The sequence below is a fragment of the Chryseobacterium sp. NFX27 genome (assembly GCF_049887855.1).
Lineage (GTDB): Bacteria > Bacteroidota > Bacteroidia > Flavobacteriales > Weeksellaceae > Chryseobacterium.
The window spans coordinates 34,951-50,885 of the sequence record NZ_JAGEKK010000004.1 but is presented as its reverse complement, the minus strand read 5'-3'; the positions used below and the strand labels follow the sequence as shown (position 1 = coordinate 50,885).

Below are 15,935 nucleotides of genomic sequence, written 5' to 3'. Positions count from 1 at the left end.
TTTTTTTACTTATTCTGAACTATATTACTACTGATTGAAATGAACTTACCTTGTCAATCTTATCAAAATATGAAAGGGAAACCTTAAATTCTAAAAAAAACTAAATTTCAAATAATGTCCTTAAATTCTTGTATTATTTGATCAAACAGATGAAATGATATGATGCTAAGAGATATTTTGCAAATATTTATTGATAATAAGAAAACAAATGTTAATCTATTCTACCGTCTCTTTATAGAACGTTTTGCAGATAGGTTCGCGATTCAAGAATGAAATTATTTATAACCTTGAGCACGCAAAGTTTTTAATATTTCATTTTTTCCACATCTTCTTCAAAGTGTAACTGTTTGATGTAGCTTCTCCTTTGTGAGGAAAAGCAATTTTTGATGGGCACAGCAATCTCGAAATCCAAGAGGGGCCTATCAAAAGATCTGATAAGTATAGGTTTTATACATCACTCGACATATGGAAAATGCATAGATAATATCATTCCAATTGCAGCTGTAAATGTTGCTGACTATAATTAATTTTAAGGATAATGTAAAGTTAGATCAGCTTTTATGAAGTCGGAAAAATTGCTTGTTTAATTTGTCATGACACATCCTTACTTTTATGGACAAAATTAAGTGGTGTGGCAATTTTGACTGACGTCAGAACCTGCACTGGATTTGCAGACAATGAAGAAGCATTGTCACTTAATTTTTAGTGTTCTGATGTAAGTAGGAAATCTTAAAGGTAATGAACTGTTAATCCGAACCGGTATTTTTCAAAACAATATAATCTTTAATTTAGGAACAGTTAGGGCAGGAATATGTGAAGCCGTAATAACTTAAGGTCTTGAGGAGTTTACAATTATTTTTGTGATCAGATTTACTGAAATTTTTTATTAATTTTTAATCGTAGATAATTTAGATTAAATTTGGAATCTCTAATAACCACAAATGATTTTAATAAAAAAGATACTTATTATTCTCTTTTTTGTATCACTAAAAGTATTCTCTCAAAACTCATATAGTCAAAATGAATCACTAAAAATAGATAGCCTAATCAAAAAAGATCGATGGGATTTAGTTCATTTAAAATTGTTGAACGAAAATTTGAAATTCAAAAGAATTTCAAAGTATAAATTACAATATCACCTGCTAATTAAGTTAGATTCAGCTACAGTACTTTACAAACAGGGAAAATATTCAGCGGCAAAAAAAGCTGTATTATCTTCTATAAATCAAGTTGAGATTAACAAAAGTAATTTGGGTCTGCCGCATTATAATGGACTTAAACATATTGCTATAACGAGATTGTTTTACATTGAAAAAAGATTAGGTAATATATCACAAGGGTTGAAATATCTAAATTTTTTTTCACGTGGAATGCACCCAATTTATAGTAAAAAACAACTTATTTTTTATGCTGTTGCTTATACAGAATTGGGAAATTATAATAAAAGTATTGAACTCTTGAATAGCCATTTAAAAGATATTTTATCTGATGAGCCGAGAATCTTATACAGTGGCGTCCCCAGAATAGAAGAAATAGCTGCAACCCATAATACAAAGGGAGATACTTTTGTAAAGTGGTATAAAGATTCAGGCAATAAAACAGGGTTGGATTCAGCGCAGTTTAGTTATGAGAAGGCAGCTGAAATAATGAAAAGTAATTCAGATTTAGCATCATATTCGAGAGCTTTGTTAATCGGTAGGCTAGCCAATATCTGCTTACTTAAAAAACAGTACAAAAATTCATTAGATCTTTATAATAGATGTGAACAAGATTCAGTTTTAATGGGCAAAAATTTCTCGCGGGAAACGGTTTGGCTGGGAAAAGCTGAAACATATACGTTTCTTGATAAGCCAGATTCAGCTTTTTATTATATTCGTAAACTTTACAATGAGAAGGAGCCTATTAAATGTACCTATGAGAACAGAGTGAAAATCTATTACTTATTGAGTTTAAATTATGAAAACAGGGGAGATAATACAAATGCCTATAAATTTGCCAAATTAAGCCTCTCTGAAATAGGTAAAAAAAAGATTCAGGATACTTCAGGAAATAACTTTCTAGGCAAACATGAGCAGATGGAAATAAAATCCATTTCTGATGAGACTATAAGAAAAAATAAAAAAAACACTTTTTTGTTTATTGCTTTTATCACAGTGATAACTATCGGGATCATCTTTTATAATTATAATAAAAGAAAAAAAAGAACTCTTGGAGGATTTCAGGAAAAGATCGAAAAAAGAGAAAAGCTTCCGATGGATACTTTCACAATTGAAAAAAATAAAAATTCAAGAGGAGTCGAAGATAAGATCGTTAATCGGATTTTAAAGAATTTAGATTTGCTGGAATCAAGGAAAGTATTTTTATCTAATAATTTCAAATTGACGACTATGGCTAAGCAACTAAATACCAATACTGCCTATTTATCCAAAATACTAAATGAACATAAGGGAATATCTTTTTCTGAATATGTAAATGATCTTCGAATAAACTATTTATTAAAGGAACTGGAACAAAATCCAATATTCCGGAAATACACCATTCAAACAATTTCTGAAGAAATTGGGTATAAAAGCTCGACAACTTTTATTAAAGCATTTAAAGATAGAACAAAAATGACACCATCACAATATATTAAGGGGTTAAATAATTTGTAATTATTAAAAATGAATCTCATCTAAGGACTCTACATTATAGTACATAAAAGGGCCATGGATTTTATAATTCATGGCCCTTCATTGAGTTTACCGTTTTATAAATTAATTTGAGGTTCAGCCTCAACTTGTACGGGTTCAGATTGACAACATCCGTTATATGGATTATAAATCGGATACTGACTATCTATGCATTTTTTAGGGAGTTGGGGTTGTGGGCACATATCACCAATACCTCCTGATCCGGCTTTAATTTCCCTTAGACTTTTTCTTGATAATTTTTTCATTGTTTTAAAATTTTAATTAATTAGGTTTATTCTATTCATTAATAGTTTGTTATTTTTTTATAATTTTCACAACAGCTTCAGAATCATTAATTCTTATCAAATAAGCTCCGGAAATTAGAGTGGAGACATTTGTCTGTTTATTTGTGAACTTACCCTTCCTCACAAATTGTCCAGACATATTGTAAATCTGGTAAAAGTAATCTTTATCATCTCTGGCGTCTATATACAATATAGTCTGTACCGGTATGGGATAAAGCACCAATTTATCTGTATTTACTTTTTGTTCAAGTTCTTTTTTCATAAAAGTATTAACAGCCTCTTTTCCTGAATTTATTGTCACAGGAAGTGCCTGGATAGCGCCTTGTTCTTCATTACCTTCATATCTTACTTTGACACAACGGCAATTCATTCCAAAATAGGGGTCTGCCCAATCGTTATGAGGGATTAAAACATTATCACCTCTGCTGATCAGCATGTTATTAGCCCTGCCATAGTAGTTTGAATTTAAAGAAGCCGTCCAAATACCGGCTAACGCTGATTGGAGCTTGGTGTAGTCCGGAGTCCCTCCTTCATTTGCATTTTTAAGTATATTTCTATACCCTCTGATTCCGATAAAAGGATAGTTTCCAATTTTGTAAGAGCTATCATTAAACTGGTAGCCCAGCCCGTTTCCAACACGGACTCCTCCGTATACACTAACGTTTTGAATATCGAGTTCATTTACATCTTTTTTGCCCCATGGAAAATTACTGAATTGGGCACTAGATGAGACAGAAGCTACATCAGGTATTCTCCATCCAGCCGGACATGGATCAAACGGTGACTTTTTATCAGCTCTTCCCCATCGGTCCGCTCCTATATTGGTTTCGTTGGATAACCAGTCTGACCCGTTAGTATAGTTTTTATTATTATAAAATATCGGGGCAAAATTACTTGGGACCATAAATACCAAAGGATTTTTAACTGAGTAAGAAAGCACCTTACTTACTTTTGTACTGATCTTGTCTGTTGCTGCTACATTAGCATTGGATGTATTTGTATAAGTATTATAAGGAATGATATAATTTCCACTCACATTGTTATAAGCCCCGCTGTTAAGAACAGAATAACTTATACTGCCGTCTTCATTCACGTTTCCTAAATAGATATCATATGCCGTTCCATCAGGGTTTATAAACGGAGGAATAGGATCTTTTCTTCCCCACTGATACTGCATTCCTCCTGATAATTTAATTTTCTTTAATTCTTCTGTATCTGGTGAAGAAGGAGTTGTAACAGTAGGGAAAGCCTCTTCTGCTCCCAGGTTGCGGTCCATAAACTCTGTCTGTAATACAGTCCCTTTTTTGACATAATTAACATAATTAACAGCTGCTGCTATAGGCTGTTCAGTGGCATAAGGATCAATAGCAGCTATAGGCGACTTGGTCACCCAAATATGCCAGCTCCAATATATGGGATTGGTAATACTTCCATTATGTAAGGTGACCACTGCATTTCCAGATTCGTTTGGCTTAATTTTTACGATAAGATTTGTACCGGAAATATCTGCTAAAGAAGCTGCGTTGCCACTCATTGCAACACTTTGGATCAGATTTGTATTAGTCGTCCATAAAACATTCGCTTTTAAATTATTGAAGTTTTCAGTTTTCAAAACATCAGGATTGCCTAATAGCTGACTTTGAACAGAAAAAGCTTTACTTATAGGTATCATCTGTTCCTGTTCTCCGCTGCCCATGACAAGATTATACGTATTGGGATTATATAATCCTTCGCTGTATTTTGGAGTGTCCTCAATAAAATAATCTGATGATGTTATTGGAAAATCATATTCATTTTTTACAAACAAAGGGTCTTTGATACATCTGCATGCCAATCCTTCTGAAGTTGTACTGTCCCATAATGGATAATATTCATACCTCCCCCATACATTTGGGAAGTTAGTGGCATCCGGACGGTAATTATTGATATACTGTCCTGCATCTGGTAATAACCTTAAACTTCTTGCTCCTACAGCGGGCGAAGCATCCGGCCACCTCGGCATAGTCGCTGTCCACAGGTAAGTTTCATGTCCATCTGTATATTCTGAATTATAGGTATATAAATTACCTGTACCTGGAAAAATACCCATATTATTACCTGAAATATTCCTCATATCAAAACCTGTTTCAGGATATATTTTAAATCCTTTTGCATAAGAAGGCATATTAGCATCTGTAGGTAAAACCGTATAATTATTGGCTAAAAATGGATTAATCGGTAATGAATAATTTGGTGAAAACAAATGATTATTAATTCCTTGATTTGGTGCAATACCAAATGGAGAATAGTCAATTCTTACATCATCAATGGCAACAGTTTGACCATTAACTGACACATACCGTCCTTGTGCTGCTGTTAACATTGACGGAATCCTCCAGCCATTAGGACAAGGATCATAAGAAGATTTATTATTATAAGCCTTACGCTGAGAATTGAAATTATAACTTGGTACCGTTTGTGGAAGTCCTTGGTTTAAAGCAGCCTGAGGATATATCCCTTTTGAATTATCCGACCATAGGTTCAGTTCCCCCAACCTTTCTGCTGTAAGTGATGAAGAAGTTCCAAACCAATTATACGGAAGGTTTAGGTTATCGACCCATTTTTGTAAATTAGTATCATACTTCAAATAGAAGGCCTGATCATTATTTTCATTTTTCTGGACATAAATTAAACTCAACGGATTTCTTATAGACAGCTGAATATTATTTTTTACGTTTGCATCCTGCAGTTTTACACGTTTTTCTAACTCATCAAGTGAAGTACCTACCCATTGATTGGTTTCATGAGCATCAAAGTGTCTTACTCTTTTCCCGATAGAGCCAGTAACTTCATAAAAATCATCGCCTTTGGCCACTAGTGCAGGAAATGGATCTTTCCGTCCCCATTGATACAGAAGACCTCCGTTCTTATTCCAGTTAGTTCCTGTCATAGAATTACCCACGGCACCTAGATTTCTGTCCATCCATCCCCATTCAGAAATAGGAATAGCTTCTACAGTACCATTACTTAATTGCCTTTTTAAATCATCATGACTCTTATATTTTGATCCATTAGAAGGGTCATCCGTCACCCAGATATGCCACGACCAATACGTTTCGCCATTTATTTTATAGGTAACTACTGCATTTCCTTTCTTGGTTTTATTAACAGGTACTTTTATTTTGGCCTCTTTTCCTGTTCCTATTACCTCTAAAGTATAATTCTCTTGGGTCTTTATTAAACCATGAACATCTTCCCAAAGTACGTCTGCTGTTATCATTCCTCCATTCGGGACAGGATTTCCGGCAATAAGATTGGTTGTGCTGTCCCACATCATGTACGCTTTTTTCACGGGGATATAAAGACCGTCTACCTCATTATTATTCTGGTCTTTTCCTGTAAAAATATAAGAGTTAGGAGCTAAGGTCCAATCTCTGCAGTCTACTGAATTGATAACCGCTGATGCAGAAGCTGTACAACCATTTGTGCTTTTTACCATAATGATATAAGTTCCTGCTGCAAGACCCGGTTTCACATTAGAAGTCTGATAAGTTACTCCTCCATCAAAACTGTATTCTACTCCTGAAGCAGGAGAAGTTATGGTAATACTGCCTGTATTCACAGGACACGAAGGTTGTACAATCGTAAATGCCGGTATATTGGGAACGACAGGAGCCGGATTTATAGTAATACTTGTTGCCTCTGAAACAGCGCCTTGTGCATTTTTCACTTTCACAAGATAAGTCCCTGAAGCTAAATCGGAAATCGTATTTAAAGATTGAAAACTATTACCATTATCAAAACTATAAGTTCCCCCCGTATTCGGAGAGGTAACCGTAATAGATCCGCTTGGAATACCGCATGAAGGCTGTGTAGCAGCAGCTATTGGAGCATCCATTTGGATGGTTTGAATATAATTGTTGATTTTCAGTGAAGAAATTAAATTGTTACCATAATCTGCATTCAATTCCGCATAATGAGTACCGATGGTAGAAAAAGCTTTAGCCGGATTATTTAGGGTGGAGGTAAGTGTATTTGTACCATCTTCAAACTTCCATAGTAATGATGAAGGTACCCCTTGTGAAAGATTTGTAAATTGTACGTCACTGCCTGCAAAAGTAGAAGTAGGCGAAGCAGAGAACTCAGTCGTTGGCGAGATTGTAATAGAATTTCCGAAATTTATATGGGCATTTACATCTATTGCCTGTCTTTGTGAACCGTTATTTGTATACGTTTTTACCCTTATATAGTATTTTCCGGGAGATAAAGGATAATTGATTACTTCAGGGCTTCTGGAGTTAAGCCATCCTTTTGCACCATCACTCATGTATGTTGTTAGTGTAATTTGTGTCTCTGTTTCAGTTCCGTCAGCATTCTTTTTTACCAAATAGGTCCAGTTCCGTACGAAAGATAAGGATCTTAAATTTAAAACCGCTGTAGTAACTCCTGTAGGAATTTCAAATTCTTTACTCCTATATTCATGATAGCCTGTAATTGAATTATTTCCTGTTATCCATCTTGAAATTCCTACTACATTGCCTGTAGATGCAGAAGACCATCCTGTAAATGTATAACGTGTAACAGGTGTACTTACTGCTCCATTAGTGTCGGTATATGACCAATCAGGATCCTTCTCTGTGTCAACCATTAGAGAGCCGTCATTATTTCGGGCAGTGCATAAATCAATAATACTTCCCGTAGTCACTTTGATTGTTCTTGTTGAAACAGAGCTTCCTGAAGCATTACTAACAGTGAGTTTTGCTGTATACATTCCCGCTGCTAAATAAGAAACAGAGGGATTAGGATCAGCAGATGTGGAGGGATTTCCTCCTGTAAACTCCCATAAAATAGAATTTGGATTTCCGCTACTTGTATTAGAAAAGCTCACAGCATTTGTGCCAGTAGCTGTTGCATTAAATTTGGATAATGGGCTTTGTGCATACATATGCGCCACCAAAATTAATCCAAAAAAAAGAATAATTTTTTTCATAGATTTTTTTTATCATTAAAACACAAATCTATATAAATACCATGCTATTCAAAAAGGAAGTGTTCGTCAGATTTATAAATTTGAATAATAAAAAAATCAATACTTATATCTCATTATCCTTAAAGATGTTTTGCTTTAAATAGGTTTATTCTTTGGGTAGTTTTTATTCATACCTGATAAATAAACATGTAAAAGAAAGTGCTGAAAAAGTATATCCATAAATAGTTTCACTCAGTGAAGAATCCATAATGTATTTAGTATCCACAAAAAATGATTTTTATGAGATTGTAGTTATAGTTAATCAAAGAGGAAAGTAGGGCAGATCAATGTATTGAATATGACGACATGCTTATGTATGACAAAAATACGGCATTTACAAAAGTATATGACGGTTCTAAATGGAACCATGCTTTTATACCAGATGGAAAAGCGACTTCATGGAGCCGGGCAAGAATTGAATCTACATCAATAGGCTGTATTTCATTGCTGTGCAGTTCAAATAATTTGTCTGTATATAGTTCTCAATTCTCAGATTATTTATCTATCCGTCATTCCGGAAATACTTTTCGAATAAGGCAGAAAGGTCTTTACAGAATTAATTTTAATGTACTGTTTAACGGAATTAATGTTGGTTTTACCGGTACAAGAATTAATGTTGCTATTGTAGTTAATGGTGAAGAGAAAGCATATATGTTTGCTAATGCAGCCTTTTTTAGTATAAACAATTTTCTGGCTTCTGCGGATACAGTTTTATTTTTGGATATTAATAATGATGTAAATTTTAGAATTACAATTGATAATGAGGGTTTCTCACTTTCAGGCTATACATTTGGAGGAACACCGGAAAGCAATGTTAGTTTTGAAAGGATACTTTAAAAATGACATTAATAAATTTATGAATATTTACAGATTATACTCGTTACAATATTAAAAGATGTGTAGAATTTATTATTAAAAGGAAAGATTTAATGAAAATTAGTCCGTTCTCTATTCAATGGTGCTTTATCCACTTTATTCGGCTATCGAGACAAACAGATCTTCTCACTCGGTAAAAGTATAATAACAGACTGATGTACTTTGTATTTCGAAATTTCACTGGTTACAAGTATATTAACCGCTGAATATCAGGCAAATTTTTTATATAAAGATAAAGCTCCTGAACGGAGCTTTATTTAAGTTTACCTGGTAAAATCCCCATTTCCACCTCCGGTGCAATCTCTTTTTACTTCAGTTCTTTTTTCACAAATAAGAAAGCACAAAAAGTAAGTTTTTGTTACTTTATAAGTAACAGTGCATTTTCCTTCTTTCACTGTAATCACACATGTTGTCTCTCTATAGCATTGTGTAATTTCGGGTTCTGCAACTTTCAAAGTTTTTGCACTGATATTTGCTGTTCCTAATGTTGCAAGTAGTAACCCTGCGAATAATGTTTTTTTCATTTTAATGATTTTAAAAAAGTTAATAATTAATGTTTTATTTTTAATTTCAGTAGTTTATTATGAAAATATTGTGTGTTTTTTATTGATTTAACGTGGGTTATTGTATTGCTGTTGCTAGTATATCTAATTGATCTGTTGGAGTGGCTCCGAATGTCGCTCTTATTCCTACTGTATCTCCTTGATAGGCAAATACGTTTCCAACAAGGTTTACAGTATATGTTCCCTCGTTTAATACAATACTCCTGTTTCCATTCAGATAAAAAACACCAAAGGCATATTTTTGTCCACTGTTTGTAAAGGGGATTCCGGAATTGATGAGGTCTGTAGAATTTAAAATAAGCTTTGCACCTACTCTTTTTGAAGTACCATCATAAAGGTCCCCTCCATTATATCTGAGAATATTAGATGCAGATATATTATAAGAAAAAGTAACGATAGATTTTTTTGATAGCGTAAAGGTTTTTGTCGCTAAAACAGGTGTTGTCGTACTTTCTCCATTCACAGCAGATATTGTGCTTGCTGTTGTTACCACATCAATGCCATCTACTCCTCCAAGAATTATAGGAATTTGAGCAGGGATCCAGTTTATAGAACCTACCACACCATTATCGTCTGCCACTAGAGTTTTAACAGCTCTAAAAGGTTGATCTTTATTTAAAGATTTTGTTCCATCAGATTTAGTATAAATAGCATTTAAACTTCCATCCGCCGGAAGAACCCTTATCCTTTCGAGCCCATTAATATCTAATGTTTCTGTTGGATTTGAAGTATTGACGCCTACCTGAGAGTGAAGTGACATGAAGAGCGGGACTGCAAAAGCAGTGAATAATTTTTTGTTCATTTTTTATGTTTTGAGGTTAAAGTAAATCTGCGTTTTAATAATTGTAGGTCAGCAAACCTACACCTTTACTCCTGTTAGAAAAAATTTAACAAGTAATGATTTATGAATATGCGTTTGCTTTTTTGAAATTTCTCTTAGTGAAAAATTAGTAATTAATTATTTGGTTTTATTATATGTAATGTTTTTATTTACAGCGCGTTATATTGATTTGAGTATGAGCTTAATTCAGAATAAATTACATTATGAATTGTTATAAATCATTTTGTTATGATTTATTTTGTTATCACAAACGATGATAAATGATTAAAAAAAGTACTTTAATTCTTTTTGGTTTTATGTTTTCATTTACCGACATAAGATCATTAAATGAATCACAAATTGATGATGAATTTAAAAAAATCCAAAAACTTTCGCCCAATAAGTCAGAAGAAATAATTGCGCTTTCAACAGATATTTATCGCATTGCCAAAAGTAGAAATTATAAAAAAGGAATGCTTAATATTAATAGCTTACTTATTACCAACTATTTTAAGAAGAGGGACTTTAAAAAAGTAATACAATTAAGTAAAGAGACGGAAAAACTGGCTGTAGAAAAGAAATATGACACGATATTAGCAAATACTTATCGACTTAAAGCTGCGGCTTATATTGAATTAAACTATAGTACTGAGGGTCTTGAAGAACTTAATAAAGCTATAAACATTGCAGAAAAAATTGAGTCTATAAATGATAGAAATTATTTAAAAGCTCTTACATATCGGGAATTTGCTGTTTATTACTCCCAGATTAATGCTCCAATAGATTCTGTGATAAATTATCAAAATAAATGTTTACAAAGTGCGCTGAGTATAAAAAGTGATAAAGCCTTTATAAGAAAAAAATATTCTATACTTGGTATATCCTATATGAATATAGGAATGATGAATGTGGCTTTAGGTCGTATTGATGATGCTTTAATATATTTATCAAAGGCGTTGGGAATTTGTCAAAATGAAAAGTATTATATTCATGGAGATCTGGAAGTTAGTATACTTAATGAACTTGCATGGATTTATTATGAGCAAAAAAAATATAATGACGCTATACTGTATGCTGAAAAAGCGGAAAAAAAGGAGAAAAGGGCAGGATTGCCTTATATTCGTAGGGATATTTACGAGGTGTCTTTTAAATCATATTCAGCATTAAAAATAAATGAATCTTCAAAAAAATACACAAATCTTTATATTAAGTTAAATGATAGTCTTGTTAATGTCGAGAAGAATGATCTGAATCTCAACATTAAAAAAACAATAACAGATGAAGAGCAAACGGGTACAAGATTAAGATTTAAAACGGTATTAATTATTTTAATTATTGTTATTGTAATTATTATAATGTTCTGGTTAGTTCTAAAATTGCTCTATCCAATTAATATTATAGCTGCTAAAAATCTAAATGCATCAGAAACAAATGTATTAGTACATGATGAACCGTCTATAAATGAATCATCTCCAGAAATTTCCATTGAAAAAAATATAAACATTCCACACCATATTTCAAAATCAATATTGTTAAAGCTCAATAAATTTGAAAAGTCTCAGAAATTTATAAAAAAGGATATTAGTCTTAGTTCTCTGGCAAATGATCTTAATACCAATACGAGATATCTTTCTGAAATCATAAAACAATACAAAAAGAAAAGCTATAATAATTATATCAATGGTTTAAGGATAGATTATATAAAAAATAAACTTATTGAAAATCCTATTTACCGGGAATATAAAATAAGCTACCTAGCAGAGGAATGTGGATTTTCTTCCAGGGAAGTTTTTGCTGTTACTTTTAAAAAGGAAAATGGTGTTACTCCGTCTTTTTTTATAAATAATCTCAATAATAATTTTATAGAAGATTATTCATCGATAGATTAACTCTAATGATAATGAGGCTTTTGTTTTTACCTTTGATATTTTCTTTAATAAATAAAAAATGGGATTATCCTTAAACATAATCCAGATCCATTCAGCCGGATAATTTTTTGTCAGTATCATGAAGCTTAACATCATATTATACATTCAATAAAAAGGAGTAATCGATTAAGATTACTCCTTTTTATTAACAGTAAGTTTGAAATGTATTATTGATTAATAAAAGGATTTGACCATTTTTTATCTGTGTATACATTTTTACCGGAAAGGGTTTTAAGAAATGCGACCAGTGCTTTTTTTTCTTTCTCTGTGATCCTTAGGTTATTAGATAGTGCTAAGCGTAGATCTAGTTTAGGGTTTTGACTGCTTTTTGGGACTTTATTATAGTGATCCACAACACCTTCTAAAGTGGTAATAAGCCCTGAATGCATCATTGGTCCGTTCGATGCTCCCGTGCTGTTTACAAGATCCCGTAATGAAGGAGATTTTGTAACGTTAATATCAATCCCATTACTGTTGATTATATTAATTATTCCATTATTACTGGAAATAGGAGCCATACTGAATTCAGGAGCTCCATGACATCCTGCGCATCCAAGTCCACCAGCTATACGATCACCTGCCACTAGCAAATTTAATATTGGTATCTCCATGAAAAGTTTTTTGCCTAAGTTTTCTTCTGCTGTAAAATTAGAGAACGAAGAAAAATCTGATAAGACCTTAGCTCTGCCCTGATCATATTTAGAATCAAAGGATGTAATACTTCTTATAAATTGAGCTAAAGCATTCTGCATTTTACGTTCAGTAATATTAGAACTGCCATATGCTTTAGTAAATAGTTCCTGGTAATAGGGCAGACCTTTAAGTCTTGTGATTAGATCATTAACCGAAAGATCGCCATTGATGCCACTAAATCCCATTTCTATATGGTCCTTAACGGGCATTGTGGTCTGAGCTTCCAAAGAGGCTGCTCTTTCATCCCAAAAGAAACGAGATTCAAGAGAAAATCTTGCGTTGACCAATCTCATTGAATGTCTTCCTGTCTGCCCGTTAACGCCTTGACTTGCAATGTTATTGTCTCCAAATGCCAGCTCCTGCTTATGACAGCTGGAACATGAAACAGTATTATTTGAGGAAAGATTCTTATCATAAAACAAAACCCTTCCCAATGTGGCACCTGCATCTGTTACAGGATTTAGAAGGGGAGTATTGTCCTGAATTATATACGAAGGAACCTCCTGATCTGAATAGTTTTCCAGATTGTTCAGGTCAATATTATTCCCAAAAGCAGCTGTTAAGGCATTGGACATTTTGTAGCTGGATAAGGCCGAAAGTCCAGGATTTGCTTGGGAGATTGGTTCATACAAAGCATCATTTTGACATGATACTATACCCAGAGCTATTAAGGGCATAAGGAATAACTTTTTGTTTTTCATATTAATGTATTTTAATGAGTAATAATGTTAAAAGCTTATAATAATGGATTGTAGATCAGTATATTTCTTTGGGCAAAATGTTTTTTTATATTTTTTTTAAACCGATATATCTAAAATCTCCTGTTCCTCTTATAAAAAATAGGAGAGGTTAATCATAAAATAGGTAATGAAAATCTGTTAGGCAAGGTAATTGCTGATACCGGAAGCAAAAGTGACTAATCTATAATGAGATAAATAAAAGTACCTTGTTCAAAAAGCGGAATCTCTTTTTCTGTTGTAGAACTGCCAAATTTTATCCCATATCCCTCAATAGATTGCAGGAAGGAAATTGATGGGAATTAATAAAACATCTCCAATTATAATCATAAGGTTTTTCTGAATTTTTAGTATTTAAGCCAGTTTTGTATAATATCTTTTCCTTTTGGAGTAAGAAAGCTTTCAGGGTGGTATTGCAATCCCGTAATATCATATTTTTCATGCCTCAGAGACATGATAGTATTTTTATCATCAGTAGATGTTACGATCAGGTTTTGAGGTAAATTATAATTTTCTACCACCCAGCTGTGGTATCTTGCGACTTCTATCTGATCAGGTAATTCAGTATAAATTTTTTCATTTTTGTTAATTGAAATTAGAGAACTTACTCCGTGATAAACTTGAGAAGTATTGATAAGATGAGCTCCAAAAGCCACTCCAATTGCCTGATGCCCTAAACAAATACCTAATATCTTTTTTGAATATTTATAAGTCTCAATCAAAGGAATGCATAGTCCTGCATCCTGCGGTATTCCGGGGCCTGGAGAGAGGATGACAGCATCATAATCCTGTGCGAGCTCTAGCTGAAATGTATCATTCCTGTAGACGTCAATCTTATATTCACCGCATTCAGAAATGAGTTGTTTGAGGTTGTAGGTAAATGAATCATAATTATCTACAAGTAATATTTTCTTCATGATTTGTATTATGTGAATTCTTTCAGAGTGTTTAGAATTAAGGTAATTTTATTGTTTACTTCTTCCAGCTCTTTTGAAGGATCAGAGGATATGACAACGCCTGCTCCGGCGCGGTAAGTCATTACTCCATATTCGAATAAAGCACTTCTTATAAGAATGCAGGTATTGATATCATTATTAAATCCTATCCAGCCGAGTAATCCTCCATAATATGAACGACAGCTGCTTTCTATATCATCAATAAGCTGCACTGCCTTGTATTTAGGAGCTCCACTTAATGTTCCTGCGGGTAAAAACTCTTTGACTAAGCGGATCGTACTAAAATCTGTATTTAGTTTCCCTTCTACCTGGCTTACAATATGTATAACGTTATTATAATGCTCTATAGTCTTCAGTTTACTGACCTGTACGTCTTTTGCATATTTGCTGAGGTCATTCCTTGCCAAATCAATCAGCATATTGTGTTCTGCATTTTCTTTAGGGTCTGCTAACAGCTCTTCTTCCAGTAATGCATCTTCTTTTTCATTCATTGTTTTCTTGTATGTTCCTGCGATTGGTTTTACTATTGCTAAACCATCTGACGAACTAAAGTGGGTTTCCGGTGATGCTCCTGCTATTGTATAGTTTTCTTCTTCCAGAAAGAAATAATATTGGGCATTGCTTTTTTTCAAATGAACAAAAAATGTCCATGGATCACCTACATAGTTTCTGGAAAATCTTCGGGAAATGACCAGCTGGAATACATTTCCTATCTGGCAGTGATGTTTTGCTTTATTCACTTTTTCCAAGAATTCTTCCTCAGTACAGTCTGTTTCTTGGGTGTCAGATACTGAAAATCCTCTTAGCCTGGTATACGAGGTGTCTTTCAGTTGTTCTTCCATTCCATCGATCTCATTGCTTTCTCCATTGTAATAATTATTGATATAAACAACCTTTGATAAAGTGATATTGAAAACATATATATATCGAAACAAGGAGAATTTAAAAAGAGGCAGCTCGCTGTTTACTTTTTCTTCGGCATATTTTTTCAAGGAGATATTTTCTACAAGCTGTATGGAATCATAGCTACTGAAGCCTAAAAGACCGTTATACGGGTGAGAAGCGTTGTCTGGGGTGTTTTGTTTCTGCCATTCGGCTGTTTTATCCCAGAAATTGCTTTCATCAGTTTTTATTGTTTCCGTTTTTTTTCCTGATCTGTACTGAAGTTCATTTACATTATTTGACTGTAATGAGGCCAGCGGTTCTGTTGCAATAAAAACCAATCTGTGATTTTTATTGTTTACAGCTTCAGAAACCTCAAACCAAATAGAATTTGCAGCTTTCTGTCTCAGAGAATTATAAAAACTCTTAAGATCAAAGTTTTCGGGATAATCTGAACTTATGTGGGAAGAAGAGATCTTGTTTTTTTTCATGGAT

At 33.3% G+C, this 15,935-nt stretch carries 10 protein-coding genes; 3 read left to right on the top strand and 7 right to left on the bottom strand.

Going from position 1 to position 15,935, the window contains the following annotated elements:
• Positions 1 to 941: 941 nt before the first annotated feature.
• The gene (locus J4Q03_RS05800; RefSeq protein ID WP_426047263.1) at positions 942 to 2,654 is read left to right on the top strand and encodes a helix-turn-helix domain-containing protein; all 1,713 of its coding nucleotides are present in this window, start codon (positions 942 to 944) and stop codon (positions 2,652 to 2,654) included.
• A 95-nt stretch (positions 2,655 to 2,749) separates the two neighbouring features.
• On the opposite strand, the gene J4Q03_RS05795 is transcribed toward J4Q03_RS05800, so the two are convergent.
• Both J4Q03_RS05795 and J4Q03_RS05790 read right to left on the bottom strand, forming a co-directional pair.
• The gene (locus J4Q03_RS05795) at positions 2,750 to 2,938 is read right to left on the bottom strand and encodes a hypothetical protein (protein WP_426047262.1); all 189 of its coding nucleotides are present in this window, start codon (positions 2,936 to 2,938) and stop codon (positions 2,750 to 2,752) included.
• Positions 2,939 to 2,987: 49 nt separating this feature from the next.
• Positions 2,988 to 7,946 carry a PKD domain-containing protein gene (locus J4Q03_RS05790; RefSeq protein ID WP_426047261.1) on the bottom strand — a complete coding sequence of 1,653 codons (4,959 nt, stop codon included), beginning with the start codon at positions 7,944 to 7,946 and terminating at the stop codon, positions 2,988 to 2,990.
• Between the two features lie 345 nt (positions 7,947 to 8,291).
• Here J4Q03_RS05790 and J4Q03_RS05785 point away from each other — a divergent pair, with 345 nt between their 5' ends.
• On the top strand, positions 8,292 to 8,822 hold the full coding sequence (locus J4Q03_RS05785; RefSeq protein WP_426047260.1) for a hypothetical protein: 531 nt from the start codon (positions 8,292 to 8,294) through the stop codon (positions 8,820 to 8,822).
• 302 nt (positions 8,823 to 9,124) lie between these two features.
• Here J4Q03_RS05785 and J4Q03_RS05780 read toward each other — a convergent pair whose 3' ends face one another.
• Together J4Q03_RS05780 and J4Q03_RS05775 are read right to left on the bottom strand one after the other, a co-directional pair.
• A complete protein-coding gene (locus J4Q03_RS05780; protein WP_426047259.1) occupies positions 9,125 to 9,385 on the bottom strand; it encodes a hypothetical protein in 261 nt (86 codons plus the stop codon).
• A 97-nt stretch (positions 9,386 to 9,482) separates the two neighbouring features.
• Positions 9,483 to 10,226, bottom strand: a complete 744-nt coding sequence (locus J4Q03_RS05775; RefSeq protein ID WP_426047258.1) for a hypothetical protein — start codon at positions 10,224 to 10,226, stop codon at positions 9,483 to 9,485.
• Between the two features lie 299 nt (positions 10,227 to 10,525).
• Between J4Q03_RS05775 and J4Q03_RS05770 the strand changes: the two genes are divergently transcribed.
• Positions 10,526 to 12,133 (top strand): tetratricopeptide repeat protein, encoded by a 1,608-nt coding sequence (locus tag J4Q03_RS05770; protein WP_426047257.1) that lies wholly within the window; start codon positions 10,526 to 10,528, stop codon positions 12,131 to 12,133.
• Positions 12,134 to 12,339: 206 nt separating this feature from the next.
• Here J4Q03_RS05770 and J4Q03_RS05765 read toward each other — a convergent pair whose 3' ends face one another.
• From J4Q03_RS05765 to J4Q03_RS05755, 3 genes are all read right to left on the bottom strand, one after another.
• Positions 12,340 to 13,566: a cytochrome-c peroxidase gene (locus J4Q03_RS05765; protein ID WP_426047256.1), complete on the bottom strand. Its 1,227-nt coding sequence runs from the start codon at positions 13,564 to 13,566 to the stop codon at positions 12,340 to 12,342.
• A 383-nt stretch (positions 13,567 to 13,949) separates the two neighbouring features.
• Complete coding sequence (locus J4Q03_RS05760) at positions 13,950 to 14,519, bottom strand: anthranilate synthase component II (protein WP_426047255.1); 570 nt, start codon at positions 14,517 to 14,519, stop codon at positions 13,950 to 13,952.
• Positions 14,520 to 14,527: 8 nt separating this feature from the next.
• The gene (locus J4Q03_RS05755; protein ID WP_426047254.1) at positions 14,528 to 15,931 is read right to left on the bottom strand and encodes an anthranilate synthase component I family protein; all 1,404 of its coding nucleotides are present in this window, start codon (positions 15,929 to 15,931) and stop codon (positions 14,528 to 14,530) included.
• Between the last annotated feature and the right edge of the window lie 4 nt (positions 15,932 to 15,935).